We start from the raw sequence: 16,489 nt of genomic DNA, 5'->3' as shown, positions 1-16,489 counted from the left end.
CATCGGGTATTTGCCGACTGCGCGATTGGGGGATGATGTCTGCATGAGTGTCACGCATACCGCGCTGGCTCCGACCCGAGGTGACGATCGCGCAGGTGCGGTTGCCGCCAGCTGCCATCATTGCGGCGAGCCTGTCGTCGAGACCACCGCCATCGCCAGCGACGGCGAGCGGTACTGCTGCGACGGCTGCGCCGCGGCGGCCAGCTGGATCCAGCAGGCCGCGCTCCAGGACTACTACCGACTGCGCACGGTGCCGGCCGGGCGCGTCGATGCCGACGCCGCCGACTTCGCCGGCTGGGATCGCGAAGTCGTGCTTGCCGAGCACAGCCGCAGCGTGCCCGGCGGTCGCGAGATCACCGTGCTCACCGATGCAATGCGCTGCGCCGCCTGCGCGTGGCTGGTCGACCGGGCCTTGCGGCGGCTGCCGGGAGTGCTCGATGCCGGCGCCAATGCCGTGACCGGGCGCATCGTGGTCGCGTGGGATCCGCGGCAGGTGGCCTTGTCGACGCTGATGTCGCGCCTGAATGCCCTGGGTTACCGCCCATGGCTGGCCACCGGCGAGGAGCGCGAACAGGCGCAGCGGCAGGAGCGCAGGCGTTGGCTGATCCGTCTTGGCGTCGCCGGCCTCGGTGCGATCCAGGCGATGATGTTCGCCGAGGCGCTGTACCTGGACACGCGCGGGCAGATGCCGCTGCCCACGCGCGACTTCTTCCGCTGGATCACCTTCCTGGTGTCCACGCCGGTGGTCTTCTATTCCGGCTGGCCGTTCCTGGAAGGCATGTGGCGCGAGCTGCGCGGGCGCCGGCTCGGCATGGACACGCTGATCGCCTCGTCGACACTGCTGGCCTACTTCGCCAGCCTCGTCGAAACCATCCGCGGCGGCGTCCACGTCTGGTACGACGCGGCGGTGATGTTCGTGCTGCTGTTGCTGGTGGCGCGAATGTTCGAACAGCGCGCGCGCCGCATCGCCAGCGCCCAGGTCGATGCGCTGGCGCGGGCGCGGCCGGCGCTGGCAACGCGCGAGCGCGACGATGGCAGCCGCGAACAGGTCGCAATCAGTGACCTGGCCATCGGCGATGTCGTGCGCGTGGCTTCGGGCGAATCGGTGCCTGCCGACGGCGTCGTGCTCGACCATGCCTCGGGATTCGATGAAGCACTGATCACTGGCGAGTCCGCACCGGTCCAGCGCCAGCCCGGCGCGACTGCGCTGGCCGGCAGCATCTGCCGCGAACAGGCCGCGCGCATTCGCGTCAATCGCGTCGGCAACGACACGCGCCTGTCGCAGCTGACCCGGCTGGTCGAACAGGCCCAGGGCGAACGGCCGGCGCTGGCGCGTGTCGCCGACCGCATTGCCAGCGGCTTCGTGCTGGCGCTGCTTCCGTGCGCGCTGGCCGTGTATGCCTGGTGGCAGCAGCACGATCCGGCACGGGCACTGGAAGTGACCCTGGCGCTGCTGGTGGTGAGCTGCCCGTGCGCGCTGTCTCTGGCGATCCCGACCGCGCTGACGGCGGCGCACGGCGCACTGGCGAGGATGGGTGTGCTCGGGCTGCGGGGCGACGCCCTGTCGACGCTGGCGCGGGTGGACCGCGTCGTTTTCGACAAGACCGGAACGTTGAGCAACGGGCGGCCGCAACTGGATTCGGTCGGCATCTTCAACGACACCGCGAACGGCGCCCCGGAGCCGAACACGCACGCTCCGAGCACGCACGCTCCGAGCACGCACGCTCCGAGCACGCACGCTCCGAGCACGCACGATCCAGACGCCGCGCTGGCGATCGCCGCCGCGCTTGAGCGCGACAGCGGCCATCCTCTCGCGCACGCGTTCGCCGATATCGACAGCGACCATCGCGTGGAGCAGTTGCGCAGTGTGCCCGGCCTCGGCATCGAGGGCCGCATCGGCCAGCAACTGTGGCGATTGGGACGCGCGGACTTCGCTACCAATGGCGACGATGACGGCGCACTCTGGCTCGCCCGCGATGGGGTCGCGGTCGCCCGCTTCACCGTCAGCGAGGCCAGGCGCGAGGACGCACGCGAGGCGGTGGCGGCATTGCGCGCGCAGGGCCTCGCAGTCGAGCTGTGCAGCGGCGACGCGCACGCGTCGGTGCGGCGCTTCGCCGCCGGCATCGGCATCGACACGGTGGCATCGCGGCAGACACCCGAGCAGAAGCTCGCGCACGTGCGCCAGTTGCAGTCGCACGGTGGCATCGTCGCCATGGTCGGCGACGGGCTCAACGATGCCCCGGTGCTGGCCGGCGCCGATGTCTCGATCGCCATGGCCGAAGGCGCGGCGCTGGCGCAACGCGCGGCCGACTTCGTCATCACCAGCCCTTCGCTGCTGCGCATTCCCCAGGCGATAGCCCTCGCACGCCGCACCCGTGCGGTGGTCCGCCAGAACCTTGCCTGGGCACTGGGCTACAACCTGCTGGCACTGCCGCTGGCGGCGAGCGGGCACGTCACGCCGTGGATCGCCGCGGTCGGCATGGCGATGTCGTCGCTGCTGGTCACCCTCAATGCGTTGCGGCTGGGGCGCCGCACGGTGAGGCCGGCATGACCATCCTGTTGCTGCTGGTGCCGATCAGCCTGGTCCTGCTCGGCGTGGCGATCTGGGCATTCGTCTGGGCCGTGCGCCGCGGCCAGTTCGATGACCTCGACACGCCCGCCATCGACATCCTGCGCGAGGATCCGCTGCCGGCCGAGCAGATGCCGGCCACCACGTCGCAGTCCTCTCAGGATTCGCCGGCAACCGCGGAAGGCAAGGATGCCGATTGACTGGCTGACCCTCGGCGCGGCCCTGCTCAGCGGCCTGCTGGGCGGCGTGCATTGCGCCGCGATGTGCGGCGGCATCGCCACCGGATTCTCGGCAACCGCCAGCGGCAACGCCGGCCGGATCGCGCTGGAGGCCAACCTCGGTCGTATCGGTGGCTACGTCATTGCCGGCGCGATCGCAGGCGGGTTGGGCCATGGCATCGTCTCGGTCGCGCGGATCGAAGGCCTCGCGCTCGGCCTGCGCATGCTGGTCGGGCTGGTGCTGGTGATCGTTGCGTTGCGCCTGTTCGATCGGCAGGGGCGACTGGCGTTCCTGTCGCGGCCTGGAAATCGGATCTGGCTGCTGTTGCGCCCGCTGCAGCTGCGCCTGCTGCCGGCCAACACGCGGGCTCGACGGCTTGGCCTGGCCTTGCTGTGGGGCTGGCTGCCGTGCGGCTTGAGCACGACCTTGCTGGTCGCGGCCTGGTTGCAGGCGAGCGCGCTGCACGGCGCCCTGACGATGGCCGCCTTTGGCCTTGGAACGTTGCCGGTGATGTTGCCACTGACGATGAGCGGCGCGCGCCTTGGGCGCTGGCTGCAGACGCGCTGGCGCAATGCCGCCGCAACGCTGGTGCTGGTCGCCGGCGTGCTGACGCTGGCGGCGCCGTGGCTGATGCGGGTGCCGGCGTTGCATTCGCTGCTGGCGGCGCTGGGGTGCGGCAGCCTGCCCGCATGATCGACGCGTTGAACGTCGCGCTAGACGACGCTTCGTTGCCGCTTCGTCTCGCCGCTCTCGCTGCCGTGCGCTAGACGTTCGAGGATGCCGATGTCGAGGATCTCGACGCGGCGCCCGTGCACCGCGATCACGCCGTCTTCCTGCAGCCGGGTGAAGCCGCGGCTGACCGTTTCCAGGGCAAGGCCCAGGTAGCGCGCGATGTCCTCGCGGCTCATCGGCAGGCGAAATTCCAGCGGCGACTGCCCGATCTGGCGGAAGCGCTCACCCAGGCCGTGCAGGAACAGCGCGATGCGTTCGTTGGCCTGGCGCCGCACCAGCATTTCCAGATGGTCGTGGTCGCGATTGAGGCTGTGCCCGATCACGCGCAGCAGCTGCTGCTGCAGGCTCGGAAGCTGCGCGGCCACGGCACTGAGCCGTTCGAGCGGGACGTCGCAGACGTTGGCTTTCTCCAGCGCCACCGCCTCGCAGCGATGCGCACCTTCGCCGAGGGCGTCCAGTCCAATGAGCTCGCCGGCCAGGTGGAAACCGATGACCTGCTCTTCGCCGTCCTGGCTGATGCTGACGGTCTTGAATGCGCCATCGCGGGCAACGAAGACCGATGCCAGCGGATCACCGATGCGGAACAACCGTTCGCCGCGGCCCAGGCTGCGGCGGCGGCGGACGATCTCGTCGAGACGGGCCAGTTCCCCAGCGTCGATGCCGGCCGGCAGGCACAGCTGCTGCAGCGAGCATTGCGCGCAACTGCGGCGGAGCCTGGCCAGGTCGATGTCTACTGCTTCGTTCATCGCCGGGCATTGTCGCATGGCCCGTGGCGGCGCCGGGAACGGGTCGCGTCCGCCCGGATCGGCAAACGATGGGCAAACAAAAGGCGGCCGAAGCCGCCTTTCGCGCCACACTCGACCAGTGCCGCTCCGCGCGATTACTGGCCCAGGTTCGGCGACATGCGCGAACCGCCGTCCTGCAACGTCTCGCGTGCACGCTGCTGCGCTTCGCGCCGCTGCGCCACGGTCATGCACACGCGCTCGACGCGGTTGGTGCCCGCCTTCTTGGTGCGCTCGCAGACCAGTCGCTCGTCGGCAGCCTGCGCGGCGACCTCGTCGATCCATGCGATGTCGGCCGACGCCTTGCTGCGCTCTTCGGTGGTCAGGTCCGCGTAGCTGCGTCCCTTGATGGTCTGGCTCAACGCAGCCTGGCGCTGCTGCAGCTCGCTGCGCTTGTCGGCGGACAGCTCGCTGAAGCCGGCCGCGCCGGACGCCACGTTGAGACGGATACGGTCCTGCTTCTCCATGACTGCCACGGTGTCGAACGGCTTATCCGCCGCCCGGGCGACAGGCAGCACGACGCAGCTGCCTACCAGGACGATCGACATGACAGCCGCCAGCACCCCATTCCTTGAAAACATATGCACAGCTCCATTGTTTTGACTTGTGTGCCGATCGTATTGCGACCTTCGCGATTTCACGGCGCCCCGTTCGCTTTCCGCCAGATTCGGAAAAGTCCGCCGCCTGCACGCTCCCGGGCGCGCATTCCGTTCCAGCCACGGGACAGTGAATCCCCCATCGCTGGCCTTGGGCTGCGCCGGTGCAGACCCACTTATGTCGTGCAGCGCTGGCTGCCCAGGCATTCCGTCGGGGCCCATCGCAGACACGCCACCGCTCCCTCCCCCGATTGGTCGCGGTGAACGTTGCAGGAGTCTTCACAGCAATGAGCAAGAACAAGATGCTTTCCCGCGCCCTCATCGCCGTTCTCGCCGGTGCCGCCGCATTCGGCGCGCAGGCCGCCGACAAGGGCTTCTACGCCGGTGCCGGCGTCGGCCAGTCGTTCGTCGACGAAGGCAACTACGACGACGAGGACACCGCGTTCTCGGTGTTCGGCGGTTACCAGTTCAACCGCTACTTCGGCCTTGAGGCCGGTTACGCCGACTTCGGCAAGCTCGAACCGCGTGGCAATGGCGCCGATCTCGAAGCCAGTTCGGTCTACCTGACCGCGGTCGGCACGGTGCCGATCACCGACAAGTTCTCCGCCTACGGCAAGGCCGGTTTCCAGCGCTGGGACCTCGACAGCGCGATCCCGAGCGTGGTCGGCAACAGCGATGACAGCGGCACCGACCCGACCTATGGCGTCGGCGTGCAGTACAAGTTCACCGACCACGTCGCCCTGCGCGGTGAGTACAGCCGCTTCGAGGTCGAAGACACCGACCTGGACCTGGCGCAGATCCAGGTACGCTACGACTTCTGATCGCAGCCAACCCGATGACGACAAAGCCGCCGGCGCAATCCGGCGGCTTTTTCTTTGGTGGCGACAACCGCACCGCAGCATCAGGCACTCTGTCGCCACAGCGCCCTCGCAAAGGCAACGCCCTTGGACCAGCAGGCAACGGCAAGCCCCTCCTCGACACGCCGCGCCGTCAGCCGGTGGCAGATCGTCGGCCTCTCGATCAACGACGTGATCGGTAGCGGCATCTACCTGCTGCCAGCGGCCGCGGCGGCACTGCTCGGACCTGCCAGCCTGTGGGCCGTACTGCTCGCCGGATTCGCCGTCAGCCTGCTGGTGCTGTGCTACGCCCAGGCCGCCAGCTACTTCGACGGACCCGGCGGCGGCTACCTGTATGCACGCGAAGCGTTCGGGTCGTTCATAGGCTTCGAAGTGGGCTGGATGCTGCTGCTGACCCGGCTGGCGACCGCGGCCGCGCTCAGCAATGGCCTGGCCGAAGCCGTTACCCACTATTGGCCAGCGGCAGCGTCGGGTTTGCCGCGTATCGCGATCGTGACCGGTTCGCTCGGACTGCTGGTCGCGATCAACATCGCCGGCGTGCGCGCCGCCGCCCGCACCGGCGTGGTGCTGGCGATCGGCAAGCTGTTGCCGCTGGTGCTGTTCGTGGCCATTGGCGCGTTCCATGTCGACACCACGCTGGCCTCGCCGGCCAACGCACCCATCTCCTCGAAGACGCTGGCCGAAGCAGCGCTGCTGTTGCTGTTCGCGTACGCCGGTTTCGAGAACCTTCCGGCCGCCGCCGGCGAGTACCGCAACCCGCGCCGCGACGTGCCGTTCGCGCTGCTGACGATGATCGCCACGGTCACGTTGATCTACGTCAGCGTGCAATGGGTCGCTCTTGGCACCCTGCCCGACCTGGCGCATTCCACGACGCCGCTTGCACAGGCCGCCGCCGGCTTCAGCGGCGAGGCGTTGGCGCTGCTGCTGACCATCGGCGCCAGCATCTCGATCCTGGGCACCAACAGCAACACCGTGATGATGGCGCCGCGCTACCTGCTGGCACTGGCCAGCGATGGCTACGGCCCGCGCGCACTGGCCGCGATCCACCCGCGCCTGCATACGCCCGCCGTCGCGGTGGTGGTGATCGGCGTGATCTCGCTGGCGCTGGCGTTGTCGGGATCGTTCGTGCAACTGGCGCTGCTGTCGGTGGTGTCGCGCCTGTGCACCTACATCGGCACAGCCTGCTCGGTGCTGGTGCTGCGTCGCCGCCATGGCGGGCAGCCCGGCGCACTGCAACTGCCAGGAGGTCCGTTGATCCCGATCGCGGCGATCGTGCTCAGCCTTGGCCTGCTGGCCAGTGCGAGCGTGGCCAACCTGCTGGCCGCCGCGGTGGCGCTGCTGGCAGGCGCGGTTGTCTACAGATTCCGGCGCGTGCCGGCCGATCTGTAAAGCGCCTCAGGGCGCGACTTCGGGCAACGGCATCTCCATCAACTGCAGCTCCAGGTCACGGAGGATCTCCGCGTCGCCCGGCAGCCATTGCTCGTCTTCATTGCCGCGGTAATGGCGATGGAATGCGCGCACCGCCGCCGCCGGATCGCGCAGGTCGTAGCCGACCAGGCGCATCGCCACCCAGGGATCGAAACCGTCCGGGACGGCGACGGGCTGCGGACGCGGCCACAGGCCAAAACCGGCCTCGGCCAGTCGCTGCCACGGAAACAGCGCGCTTGGATCGCGCTTGCGCGCCGGCGCGATGTCGCCGTGGCCGATCACCAGATGGCGCGGGATGTCGAGGCGGCCCGTGATGTTGTCGAGCAGGCGCAGCAGCGTGTCGATCTGGACGGTGCTGAACGGCGCAACGCCATCGTTGTCCAGTTCGATGCCGATCGTGCCCGAGTTGAGATCGGTGACGCCGCCCCAGCGCGATGCACCCGCATGCCAGGCGCGTTGGGATTCGGCCACCAGCTGGTACAGGTGGCCATCCTTGCCGATCAGGTAATGAGCGCTGACGCGACCGCTGGAGTTGCTCGTCTGCAGGGTCAGCAGCGCCGCCTCGGCCGATTCCATCTCGGTCTGGTGGATGATGATCATCTGCGCGCTGCGGCCGTCGTAGTTCAACGACGGCCGCCAATCGGGAGACGGGTTGGGCGCGGCGGGCGGAGCCGTCGCGCAACCCGCCAGGACCATGGCGATGGCCAGTGTGGCCACAACGGCTCTCATCGAACGCCCTTCATCGAGCTTGATCCACCCTCAGCCGATCCAGCGACGCGCCGCTGCCTTGCGCGCATACGTCAGCAGGAACAACGCGATGGCGACGAGCAGTGCCGGCATCGCCAGGCCAGCAGGTCCGAGCAGCGACCAGGCCGGCGTCACCGCGAAGGAACCCGCCACTTGTACGATCAGCGCCAGCAGCGACAGCAGGAACATCGACACTGCCCAGCGCTTCTTCATCAGCAATCCAATCGCGCCGAGCGCCCCGCCGAACACGGCCACGCCATAGGCGGCGTTGATCCAGGACGGCGTCGCTTCAAGTATCTGGCGCTGCTCCGCCGGCAGTGCGGCCAGTTGCGCCGGGCCACCGGTGAACTGCGTGTAGAACATGTAGACGCCGATGAGGTTCCATACCAGCGCCAGCGTGGCGATGATCCAGTAGCTGATGGGACGCGAAGACGCGACTACGGTGGTCATGATTCCCTCTCCTCCCCAGGGGCGGGTTGCCCGGCGGCAAGACTACCCCGATGCCGCAGTGCGGCATGACGCTCAGGTTTTCTTGATCGCATGGCCGCCAAACTCGTTGCGCATCGCCGCCAGCAGCTTGTCGGCAAAGGAATCGTCCTCACGCGAGCGCAGCCGCTCAAGCAGCGACAGGGTGATCACCGGCGCCGACACGTCCAGATCGATGGCCTCGGCCACGGTCCAGCGGCCTTCGCCGGAGTCGGAGACGTAGGGGGCGATGCCGTCCAGCTGCGGGTTGCGCCCGAGCGCGTTGGCGCTCAGGTCGAGCAGCCACGAGCGCACGACGCTGCCGTGGCGCCAGATCTGCGCCACCTGGGCCAGGTCGAGGCCGAAGTCGGACTTGCGCTGCATGATCGCGAAGCCTTCGGCATAGGCCTGCATCATTCCGTACTCGATGCCGTTGTGGACCATCTTGGCGAAGTGGCCGGCACCGCTCGGACCAACCCGACCCCAGCCGCTGTCGGGCGTGGGCGCCAGGGCGCTGAAGATCGGCCGCAGCCGCTCGACCGCTGCTTCCTCGCCTCCGATCATCAGGCTGTAGCCCTCGGTCAGCCCCCAGACCCCGCCGCTGGTGCCGCAGTCGATCCAGGCGATGCCATGGTCGGCCAGGCGCGCCGAGCGCCGCAGGGAGTCCTTGTAGTTGGAGTTGCCGCCGTCGATGACGGTATCGCCGGCCGCCAGTTGCGGCAGCAGTTCGTCGATGCTGCGATCGACCGGCTCACCGGCCGGCACCATCAACCAGAGCGCGCGTGGCGCTGGCAGCGCGGCGATGAGCTCCGCCTGCGACGCCACCGCTTCGATGCCGCGCGCGGCGGCCTGCTCGCGCGCCGGTGCGCCGGGGTCGAAACCGACCACGCGATGGCCGTTGCGAACCAGCCGTTCGGCCATGTTCGCGCCCATCCGGCCCAGACCAATCATGCCAAGTTCCATGCAGCCTCCTGCCCGGTGGGGTCGCGCGGGCGATGGCGAAGCATCGCGCAGCCCATCGTGAAGGGGAAGCGCAGGCGGTGAAAGACTCAGGACCCGCTGCAGTGTCCGAAGCGGGCTTTCATCGATGGGCCGCCGACCACCACGGCGGCGTTGGGGACGTAACCCTCCAGCGGCACGTACATGCCCTTGCCGTCCTCGAACACGTACAGCGAGAAATCGTCGCCGATGAACTCGACCTTGTAGCCCTCGGGCACGGCCGAAGTCGGCGCGCCGCCGAAGCTGGTGTACGAATCCATCCGCGCCGGCGTGCGCACGTTCTTGCCGTTGGCGCTGATCTGCAGGCCGTCGGCGGCGATGCGCACCCGCGGCGCGGCGGCGTTGCCGCAATCGGGCGAGTAGACGCCGCCATACAGCTTCAGCGATTCGGCTCGCAGGTCCTGTGCGGCCGCGGCCGCAGCCATGACGGACATCGTTGCGCCTGCCAGGACCAGGGCGAGCCACGTTCCATGAGTGCGCATCGATGTGCTCCGGTTCCTTGTGACCGGAACAACGCGCCGCGCCACGTGCGCAGGCCAGCGCGCAGGCCAGAACGCACGCCAGCGCGCCGGCGCAGGGCGTACGGACTACTGCAGGCGGTAAGGCGCCTGCATGCCGGCCGACGGACGCAGCAGCGCTTCTTCGTCGTCGCGGCTCTGGCGCTCGTGCTCCAGCGCGGTCAGGTACTCCTCCAGGGTCTGCTCGTGCACGGCGGCTTCACGCGCGGCCGCAGTGAGCAGGGGCGGTGAGGCGTGCAGCTCCAGCTCGGTTCCGGCGTCGGCCTGCACGGCGACGACATGGCGCAGCATCGCCAGCGCCATGGCTGCGCTGTCGCTGCTGGCGACCACCTGCCCGGCCAGCACCAGCAACCACTGGCCATCCCGCCAGCCGACACCGCCGACGGCGGCGCCGTCGCGGTCCAGCAACTGGGCGTGCGGCTGCAACGCCGAGCCGAGGCGGCGAATCGGGCGCTTGGGTTCGTTCTTCCGGCGCACCGCGCGCTTGACCTTGGAGTTTCGGGACATGGAGTTCCTTGTGCGTGATGACCAGGCGGAGGCAGCCCACCTCACGGCCTGTTTTGGCATTCTAGGCCCAGCCGGGGCCGCGCCGCGACGCGGTCGGCCCCGCAGGGCTGGCCCATTGTGCCCCCGCAGGCCGTGTGATATCCGACTGCAAACCAACCGGTGAAACCACCATGGCGCACATGATCCGGGTTGCCCTGTCGATGTGCCTGCTGGCCCTGGCCGCATGCTCCAGTCTGCCGGAGCGGCCGGTCCTGCCCGATGCGTTCGCTCCGGCGCCGGCCAGCGACGGCGAACTGGCGCTGCGCACCGGGCCGGCCGAAGCACGCCACCCGGGGCAGTCCGGATTCCGCCTGCTCAGCAACGGCACCGAGGCCTATGCGCTGCGCATGTACAGCGCCCAGGTGGCCACCCGCAGCCTCGATATCCAGACCTACATCTGGCACCCGGACCTGACCGGCAAGATGCTCGCGCAGCGGGCCCTGGCCGCGGCCGACCGCGGTGTGCACGTGCGCATCCTGGTCGACGACATGGACGCGCGCGCCAAGAACGCGGGCTTCGCCGCGCTCGACGCGCACGAGAACATCGAGGTGCGCATCTTCAACCCCTTCGCCAGCCGCAGCGGCACCGCCAACAAGCTCGGCGAGCTGGGCACCGGCTACAGCCGGCTCAACCACCGCATGCACAACAAGAGCTGGATCGCCGACAACCGGATAGCGGTCGTGGGCGGGCGCAATCTGGGCGATGAGTACTTCGGCGCCAGCGCCGAGAGCAACTTCGTCGACCTGGACCTGGCCCTGGTCGGCCCGGTCGTGCGCCAGGTCAGCGGCAGCTTCGATCGCTACTGGAATGCCCCGAGCAACTACCCGATCGCCACGATCAGCCCCGACGCGGTGACGCCCGAGGCGCTCGCCCGGTTGCGGACCCTGCTAGAGGGCGTGCCGGCGGAACTTCGCGCCAGCCCCTACGCCTCGGTGCTGCGCGAGGACCCGGACGTACAGCGCCTGCTGACCGGCGGCACCACGCTGCACTGGACGGCCGAGTGGCGCTTCGCCAGCGACGACCCGCTCAAGCTCCACTTCGACGACAGCGGCACCGCCCAGGACCGCTCGGCGGTGCTGGCCACGCTGACCCCCGCGCTGCGCGCCGCGCAGCACGAGCTTCATCTGATCTCGCCGTATTTCGTGCCCGGGCCGCAGGCGACGCAGTCGCTGGTCACTTCCGCCATTGCCGGCACCGACGTGCGGGTGCTCACCAACTCGCTGGCGGCGACCGACGTGGCTGCCGTCCACGGCGGCTACTCACGCTATCGCGAGGCGCTGATCGACGGTGGCGTGAAGGTCTGGGAGCTCAAGCCGACCAGTGATGCGGAGTCGCGCTTCAGCCTGCGCGGCTCTTCCGGTTCGAGCCTGCACACCAAGGCGATGATCATCGACAACCGCCAGATCTTCGTCGGCTCCTACAACCTCGATCCGCGTTCGACCTCGATCAACACCGAGCAGGGCGTGCTGGTAGCCAGCCCGGAACTGGCGCAGGAGCTGGAGCGCATCTTCCAGGAGCAACTGCAGGGCAGCCGCGCCTGGAAGGTGCAGCGCGTCGACGGCAAGCTGCAGTGGAGCGATGGCACGCAGACCTTCACGCGCGATCCGGAGGCCTCCGGATTCCGCCGCTTCCAGGCCTGGCTGATGAAGCTGCTGCCGGTGCAGTCGCAACTCTAGCCGGGGCTGTCTCTAGCCGGGGCCGTCGACTTCGTAGTGGACCACCGACGGCTCGAACTCGAGCAGGAAGCGGTTGTCTTCGGGGTAATACTTCGCCCGCGTCACCTCGGCGCCGGCGAACGCTTCGATCGCCGACAGCGATTGCCAGTGGGTCAGGATCAGGAAGTGCGCGAGCCTGCCCTCGCGCCGGTGCATCACGCTCACCGACAGGTTGCCCGGCGTGCCGCGGTAATCGGGCACGGCCCTATCGCGCAGGAACGCCAGGTACTCGTCGGCATCCTCTATCAGGGTGATGCCGTGCCACAGGCGCGCGACGATCTTGATGCCTGCACTCATGCCTGCACTCATGCCTGAACCCTCGCGTTCACCGCGGCGGCGACATCAATGCATTGAGCATGGCCACCAGCGCGCCCAGCCGGAATGCGCCGCCGCGGCGGCGTGGCTGGTGGGCGTCGCGAGGCGATGCCGGGGCGTCGGACGCCGCCTGTGCGTCGTCCCCGTCGCCGGCGAGGGAGACCGCCAGTTCAGGGTTCTGGATGTAGCCGTGCTGGAACAGCAAGCCGGTGTAGATGTTCATGGCCAAGTCCTTCTTTGCCTTGAGTGGAAGGCAACGTTAGACCCGGCCGATCCGCCGAAAAAGCGATAGTTTGGCAAGCCTGCATTGAATCTGGCTCAAGGCTCGGGAGCCTTTGCCGGAGTCGCGGCCGCCGCCGCGGTCACTCGAGCGTGAACCCTGCTTTGATGGTGACCTGCCAGTGCGCGACCTTGCCGTCTTCGACATGGCCCCGCGTGTCGAGCACCTGGAACCACTTGATGTTGCGCACCGTGCCCGAGGCCCGTTCGATCGCCTTGCGGATGGCGTCGTCGCAGCTGGTCTTTGACGAACCGGTCAGCTCGAGGTGCTTGTAGACGTGCTCACTCATGGCGGCTTCTCCTGGGCGAACACCGATCATAGCGCCGCCCGCCCACGCGCCTGACAAGGCGCCTTCACATCACAGCCACTCGAGCAGGAACCAGGCCTCCACCGAAGTCCGCGGCGCCAGCAGCATCGGCTCGAGGTTGAATGCATCCGGTGGCCCGCTCTGCGGCTCGACGCAGGTGGCGTGCGGCGCCGCGTCGAAGACGACCCAGTGCATGCAGTCGGACGTCATGCGGATGCGCTGTCCCCCGCGCTCGACGGTGACCGGCCGGTCGTTGATGAAACAGTCGTCCCAGGGCCCCGCCGTCGGCGCTTCCAGCGGACGCGTGGCGATGCCATCGGCGTCGCGCGGATAGATCATGCGCGGCTGGAAATCGAGGCGGTCGGGCTTGCGGAACCAGGGGTGCCAGCCGATCGTCACCGGCATCGCGCGCTCGCCGGCGGTGGCCGACAGCGTCAGCCGGATATGGCGTTCGCCGACTTCGATGCGCTGCATGGCGCTGCCGCCGAAGGGCCAGTAGCGGTCCTGTGGCAACGCCAGCGACAACTCGGCGGCATCTTCGCCGAGCATCTCCAGGCGCCACGGCATCGCGAAGCCGACGCCATGGATGGCGTGGTCGCCCAGATTGAGCGGCAACCGGTGGCGATGCCCTTCGCTCTCGAAACGGCCGTGCCGGACGCGTCCCGCCCACGGCACCATCGGATAGCAGCCCCAGGCGATGACGCCGTCGGTTCCCGCACCGTGGCCCACCAGCTGGGCGACGCCGTCGTGGCGAATCTGGGCGATGCGTCCGCCCGCCTCCGGCGCGATATCGACGGCCAGTGCGCCACGTCCGATCGAGACCTGCGGCCCCGGCGCAAACGGCAGCATCGCGTCGTCGCGCGGATCACTCCCCATAGGGATGAATCGTCCTGATGGTGCCGCTGTCGTCGTAATGCAGCTGCGTGACCTTGATCGAGCGCAGGTGGGTGACGCCGCCGGACAAAATGGAGTCGTGGTAGAACAGGTACGTGCGGCCCTGGAACTCGCAGATCGAATGGTGCGTCGTCCAGCCCACGACCGGGGTCAGGATCGTGCCCTGGTAGGTGAAGGGCCCGTACGGGTTGTCGCCCACCGCGTAGCACAGCAGGTGCGTGTTGCCGGTCGAGTAGGAGAAGTAATAGCGGCCCTGGTGCTTGTGCATCCACGACGCCTCGAAGAAGCGGCGGTCGTGGTCGTCCGCGCGCAGCGGCTGGCCGGACGCGTCGAGGATCATCACTTCGCGCGGCGTCTCGGCGAACTGCTTCATGTCGCCGGCCAGGCGCGCGACGCGCGCGCACAGCGCCGGCTCGCCGGCAGCCGGCTCCTCGTTCCCTGCGGCATGGGCATTGTCGCGGTACTTCTGCAGCTGCCCGCCCCAGATGCCGCCGAAGTACATGTAGTGCCCACCGTCGTCGTCGGCGAACACGGCCGGGTCGATGGAGTAGCTGCCGGTGATGGCCTCAGGCTCCGGCACGAACGGTCCTTCCGGCCGATCACCGATCGCCACGCCGATCTGGAAGATGCCGTCGGCGCGCTTGGCCGGAAAATAGAGGTAGTACTTGCCGTCCTTGCTGGCGGCATCGGGCGCCCACATCTGCCGCTGCGCCCACGGCACGTCTTTGACATGCAGGGCGACGCCGCAGTCCACCGCCTCGCCATCGGGCGACTCCATGCGCAGCACGTGGTAGTCCTCCATGCCGAAGTGACCGCCGTCGTCGTCGAACGGCAGGCCGGCATCGATGTCGTGCGACGGATAGATGTAGAGCTTGCCGTCGAAGACATGCGCCGACGGGTCGGCGGTGTAGATATGCATGACCAGCGGCTGCGAGATGGCCTTCGCGGCCAGCGCCTGAAGATCCCCGGTTTCGTTGTCGTCGGCCATGACGGTTGCCTGTGTGTTTGGGGGAACGTGACTGCGCGGCGATCAGGAAGCGGCGCCGGCCTGCAGCCTGCGCGCGCCCAGTTCCTGTTCGATGCGCGATTCCATCGTCTTGTTGATCTGGTACAGGAACAGCAGCACCACGCACAGCAGCAGCGGGACCGAGCAGTAGATGCTCACGGCCATGCGGATGCCGTCGATGGTCTGCGGCGACTGCACCGGCTCGCCGGCCTGGTAGCCGTAATGGGCCAGCAGGCCCGCCACCAGGGCGCCGCCGACGCTCAGGCCGATCTTCAGGCCGCACAGCATCGCCGAGAAGATGATCGCGGTGGCCCGGCGGCTGTTCTTCCACTCCGAGTAGTCGGCGACGTCGGCGATCATTGCCCACAGCAGCGGGATGGTGATGCCGTAGAAGACGCCGTGGGCGATCAGCGAGGCGAACACCAGCCCGACTGCCGTTGGCGGGTAGAAGAAAAACGCCAGCAGGAACAGGGTCGATACGAACAGCGCGCCGCCGAAGACGTCGCGCTTTCCGAACCGGTCTGCCAGGCGTTTGGAGAAACCGATGCCGATGATCATCGAGATGATGCCGGCGGCGTTGAACATGCTGTAGGCCGACGTCGGCGCGTCCTTGGGCCACTGGAACTCGGTCAGGCCGATGCCGGTGAGCACGGCGTTGAGGCCGCCGATGAGCCGGTTGAAGCCGACGTCTTCCAGGAACTTCGACAGCGCAGCCGGATCCAGGTAGTACTGGAAGTAGTAGATGTACGAGCCGCCCTTCAGCGCGAGGGTCACGAACACCAGGATCGTCAGCGCCAGCATCACCAGCCAGGGCCGGTTGCGGGCCAGGTCGGCGAGATCCTGGCGGACGCTGGACTTGTGTTCCGGCGCCGGCACGATGCGCTCGCGCGTGGTGAAGAAGGTGATCAGGAAGAAGACCGTGCCGACCACGGCGAACAGCATCATGGTGTTGTGGAAGCCGCGCACCTTGTCGCCGCTGCCCAGGATCAGCACCAGCGGCAGCAGCAGCACCTGGATCACGAACTGGGCGATCATCACCGCCACGAAACGGTACGACGACAGGCTGTTGCGCTGGGCCATGGAGCCGGTGAGCACGCCGCTGAGCGCCGAGTACGGCAGGTTGTTGGCGGCGTAGATCATCACCAGCAGGATGTAGGTCGCAAGGGCATACACGACCTTGCCGTGCTCGCCCAGGTCCGGCGTGCTGAAAGCCAGCAGCGAGAACACGCCGAACGGGATCGCCGTCCACAGGATCCACGGTCGGAACTTCCCCCAGCGCGTGCTGGTGCGGTCGGCGGCGAAGCCGATGATGGGGGTGAACACGAAGGCGCCGAGCATGCCGCCGATGAAGATGATCTTCGCGGCCGTGCTTGCCGGTATCCGGTACACGTCGGTGTAGAAGAAGGCCAGGAAGGCGACCAGGGTCTGGAAGATCAGGTTCGCGGCCAGGTCGCCGAGGCTGTAGCCGACCTTTTCCCTGACGGAGAGGACTTCAGAAGTGCTGTTCATGGGCC

Annotated in this window: 19 protein-coding genes; 6 read left to right on the top strand and 13 right to left on the bottom strand. The window is 68.2% G+C overall.

Going from position 1 to position 16,489, the window contains the following annotated elements:
• Positions 1-43: 43 nt before the first annotated feature.
• The 3 genes from AC1DER_RS11900 to AC1DER_RS11890 are packed head-to-tail and all read left to right on the top strand — an operon-like array spanning position 44 to position 3,481.
• Positions 44-2,551, top strand: a complete 2,508-nt coding sequence (locus tag AC1DER_RS11900; protein ID WP_477357982.1) for a heavy metal translocating P-type ATPase — start codon at positions 44-46, stop codon at positions 2,549-2,551.
• On the top strand, positions 2,548-2,769 hold the full coding sequence (gene ccoS / locus AC1DER_RS11895; protein ID WP_477243590.1) for a cbb3-type cytochrome oxidase assembly protein CcoS: 222 nt from the start codon (positions 2,548-2,550) through the stop codon (positions 2,767-2,769). The genes AC1DER_RS11900 and ccoS overlap by 4 nt, the downstream gene beginning before the upstream one ends.
• Positions 2,759-3,481: a sulfite exporter TauE/SafE family protein gene (locus AC1DER_RS11890; protein WP_477243592.1), complete on the top strand. Its 723-nt coding sequence runs from the start codon at positions 2,759-2,761 to the stop codon at positions 3,479-3,481. Before ccoS ends, AC1DER_RS11890 begins: the two co-directional genes overlap by 11 nt.
• A gap of 20 nt (positions 3,482-3,501) precedes the next feature.
• Here AC1DER_RS11890 and fnr read toward each other — a convergent pair whose 3' ends face one another.
• Both fnr and AC1DER_RS11880 read right to left on the bottom strand, forming a co-directional pair.
• The gene (gene fnr / locus AC1DER_RS11885; protein ID WP_477243594.1) at positions 3,502-4,266 is read right to left on the bottom strand and encodes a fumarate/nitrate reduction transcriptional regulator Fnr; all 765 of its coding nucleotides are present in this window, start codon (positions 4,264-4,266) and stop codon (positions 3,502-3,504) included.
• A gap of 134 nt (positions 4,267-4,400) precedes the next feature.
• Positions 4,401-4,850, bottom strand: coding sequence for a hypothetical protein (locus tag AC1DER_RS11880; RefSeq protein WP_441816948.1), 450 nt, complete (start codon positions 4,848-4,850; stop codon positions 4,401-4,403).
• A 335-nt stretch (positions 4,851-5,185) separates the two neighbouring features.
• Here AC1DER_RS11880 and AC1DER_RS11875 point away from each other — a divergent pair, with 335 nt between their 5' ends.
• A complete protein-coding gene (locus tag AC1DER_RS11875) occupies positions 5,186-5,719 on the top strand; it encodes an outer membrane beta-barrel protein (protein WP_477243596.1) in 534 nt (177 codons plus the stop codon).
• 123 nt (positions 5,720-5,842) lie between these two features.
• Positions 5,843-7,144 (top strand): APC family permease, encoded by a 1,302-nt coding sequence (locus tag AC1DER_RS11870; RefSeq protein ID WP_477243598.1) that lies wholly within the window; start codon positions 5,843-5,845, stop codon positions 7,142-7,144.
• A 6-nt stretch (positions 7,145-7,150) separates the two neighbouring features.
• Here AC1DER_RS11870 and AC1DER_RS11865 read toward each other — a convergent pair whose 3' ends face one another.
• The 5 genes from AC1DER_RS11865 to AC1DER_RS11845 form a co-directional block, all read right to left on the bottom strand.
• Positions 7,151-7,912 (bottom strand): N-acetylmuramoyl-L-alanine amidase, encoded by a 762-nt coding sequence (locus tag AC1DER_RS11865; protein WP_477243600.1) that lies wholly within the window; start codon positions 7,910-7,912, stop codon positions 7,151-7,153.
• A 30-nt stretch (positions 7,913-7,942) separates the two neighbouring features.
• Complete coding sequence (locus AC1DER_RS11860; protein ID WP_441816952.1) at positions 7,943-8,380, bottom strand: hypothetical protein; 438 nt, start codon at positions 8,378-8,380, stop codon at positions 7,943-7,945.
• A 72-nt stretch (positions 8,381-8,452) separates the two neighbouring features.
• Positions 8,453-9,358 carry a phosphogluconate dehydrogenase (NAD(+)-dependent, decarboxylating) gene (gene gnd, locus AC1DER_RS11855; RefSeq protein ID WP_477243603.1) on the bottom strand — a complete coding sequence of 302 codons (906 nt, stop codon included), beginning with the start codon at positions 9,356-9,358 and terminating at the stop codon, positions 8,453-8,455.
• An 86-nt stretch (positions 9,359-9,444) separates the two neighbouring features.
• Complete coding sequence (locus AC1DER_RS11850) at positions 9,445-9,819, bottom strand: hypothetical protein (protein ID WP_477243605.1); 375 nt, start codon at positions 9,817-9,819, stop codon at positions 9,445-9,447.
• 162 nt (positions 9,820-9,981) lie between these two features.
• Positions 9,982-10,419, bottom strand: a complete 438-nt coding sequence (locus AC1DER_RS11845; protein ID WP_441816955.1) for a hypothetical protein — start codon at positions 10,417-10,419, stop codon at positions 9,982-9,984.
• A gap of 179 nt (positions 10,420-10,598) precedes the next feature.
• Between AC1DER_RS11845 and AC1DER_RS11840 the strand changes: the two genes are divergently transcribed.
• Positions 10,599-12,134, top strand: a complete 1,536-nt coding sequence (locus AC1DER_RS11840; RefSeq protein ID WP_477243607.1) for a phospholipase D family protein — start codon at positions 10,599-10,601, stop codon at positions 12,132-12,134.
• 12 nt (positions 12,135-12,146) lie between these two features.
• On the opposite strand, the gene AC1DER_RS11835 is transcribed toward AC1DER_RS11840, so the two are convergent.
• The 6 genes from AC1DER_RS11835 to AC1DER_RS11810 all read right to left on the bottom strand — a co-directional run bounded on the left by AC1DER_RS11835 (position 12,147) and on the right by AC1DER_RS11810 (position 16,484).
• On the bottom strand, positions 12,147-12,470 hold the full coding sequence (locus tag AC1DER_RS11835) for an antibiotic biosynthesis monooxygenase family protein (protein ID WP_477243609.1): 324 nt from the start codon (positions 12,468-12,470) through the stop codon (positions 12,147-12,149).
• Positions 12,471-12,498: 28 nt separating this feature from the next.
• Positions 12,499-12,711 carry a hypothetical protein gene (locus tag AC1DER_RS11830; protein ID WP_477243611.1) on the bottom strand — a complete coding sequence of 71 codons (213 nt, stop codon included), beginning with the start codon at positions 12,709-12,711 and terminating at the stop codon, positions 12,499-12,501.
• A gap of 139 nt (positions 12,712-12,850) precedes the next feature.
• Positions 12,851-13,057 (bottom strand): dodecin, encoded by a 207-nt coding sequence (locus tag AC1DER_RS11825; protein WP_477243613.1) that lies wholly within the window; start codon positions 13,055-13,057, stop codon positions 12,851-12,853.
• A 69-nt stretch (positions 13,058-13,126) separates the two neighbouring features.
• A complete protein-coding gene (locus AC1DER_RS11820) occupies positions 13,127-13,951 on the bottom strand; it encodes an aldose epimerase family protein (protein ID WP_477243615.1) in 825 nt (274 codons plus the stop codon).
• Positions 13,941-14,957, bottom strand: a complete 1,017-nt coding sequence (locus tag AC1DER_RS11815; RefSeq protein WP_477243617.1) for a glycoside hydrolase family 43 protein — start codon at positions 14,955-14,957, stop codon at positions 13,941-13,943. The genes AC1DER_RS11820 and AC1DER_RS11815 overlap by 11 nt, the downstream gene beginning before the upstream one ends.
• Positions 14,958-14,999: 42 nt before the next feature.
• Complete coding sequence (locus tag AC1DER_RS11810; RefSeq protein WP_477357979.1) at positions 15,000-16,484, bottom strand: MFS transporter; 1,485 nt, start codon at positions 16,482-16,484, stop codon at positions 15,000-15,002.
• Positions 16,485-16,489 lie beyond the last annotated feature (5 nt).

The organism is Lysobacter sp. 05T417, assembly GCF_056396405.1.
Note: the sequence above shows the minus strand (reverse complement) of the source record. Positions and strands in the feature narration are given on the sequence as shown.

Bases quoted from the DNA above. Each gene is read 5' to 3' on its own strand.
- AC1DER_RS11850 (WP_477243605.1), bottom strand. From the start codon at position 9,819: ATGGCTGCGGCCGCGGCCGCACAGGACCTGCGAGCCGAATCGCTGAAG.
- AC1DER_RS11865 (WP_477243600.1), bottom strand. From the start codon at position 7,912: ATGAGAGCCGTTGTGGCCACACTGGCCATCGCCATGGTCCTGGCGGGT.
- AC1DER_RS11875 (WP_477243596.1), top strand. From the start codon at position 5,186: ATGAGCAAGAACAAGATGCTTTCCCGCGCCCTCATCGCCGTTCTCGCC.
- gnd (WP_477243603.1), bottom strand. From the start codon at position 9,358: ATGGAACTTGGCATGATTGGTCTGGGCCGGATGGGCGCGAACATGGCC.
- AC1DER_RS11830 (WP_477243611.1), bottom strand. From the start codon at position 12,711: ATGAACATCTACACCGGCTTGCTGTTCCAGCACGGCTACATCCAGAAC.
- AC1DER_RS11810 (WP_477357979.1), bottom strand. From the start codon at position 16,484: ATGAACAGCACTTCTGAAGTCCTCTCCGTCAGGGAAAAGGTCGGCTAC.
- AC1DER_RS11835 (WP_477243609.1), bottom strand. From the start codon at position 12,470: ATGAGTGCAGGCATCAAGATCGTCGCGCGCCTGTGGCACGGCATCACC.
- AC1DER_RS11860 (WP_441816952.1), bottom strand. From the start codon at position 8,380: ATGACCACCGTAGTCGCGTCTTCGCGTCCCATCAGCTACTGGATCATC.
- AC1DER_RS11825 (WP_477243613.1), bottom strand. From the start codon at position 13,057: ATGAGTGAGCACGTCTACAAGCACCTCGAGCTGACCGGTTCGTCAAAG.
- AC1DER_RS11840 (WP_477243607.1), top strand. From the start codon at position 10,599: ATGATCCGGGTTGCCCTGTCGATGTGCCTGCTGGCCCTGGCCGCATGC.
- ccoS (WP_477243590.1), top strand. From the start codon at position 2,548: ATGACCATCCTGTTGCTGCTGGTGCCGATCAGCCTGGTCCTGCTCGGC.
- fnr (WP_477243594.1), bottom strand. From the start codon at position 4,266: ATGAACGAAGCAGTAGACATCGACCTGGCCAGGCTCCGCCGCAGTTGC.
- AC1DER_RS11815 (WP_477243617.1), bottom strand. From the start codon at position 14,957: ATGGCCGACGACAACGAAACCGGGGATCTTCAGGCGCTGGCCGCGAAG.
- AC1DER_RS11890 (WP_477243592.1), top strand. From the start codon at position 2,759: ATGCCGATTGACTGGCTGACCCTCGGCGCGGCCCTGCTCAGCGGCCTG.
- AC1DER_RS11820 (WP_477243615.1), bottom strand. From the start codon at position 13,951: ATGGGGAGTGATCCGCGCGACGACGCGATGCTGCCGTTTGCGCCGGGG.
- AC1DER_RS11880 (WP_441816948.1), bottom strand. From the start codon at position 4,850: ATGTCGATCGTCCTGGTAGGCAGCTGCGTCGTGCTGCCTGTCGCCCGG.
- AC1DER_RS11900 (WP_477357982.1), top strand. From the start codon at position 44: ATGAGTGTCACGCATACCGCGCTGGCTCCGACCCGAGGTGACGATCGC.
- AC1DER_RS11845 (WP_441816955.1), bottom strand. From the start codon at position 10,419: ATGTCCCGAAACTCCAAGGTCAAGCGCGCGGTGCGCCGGAAGAACGAA.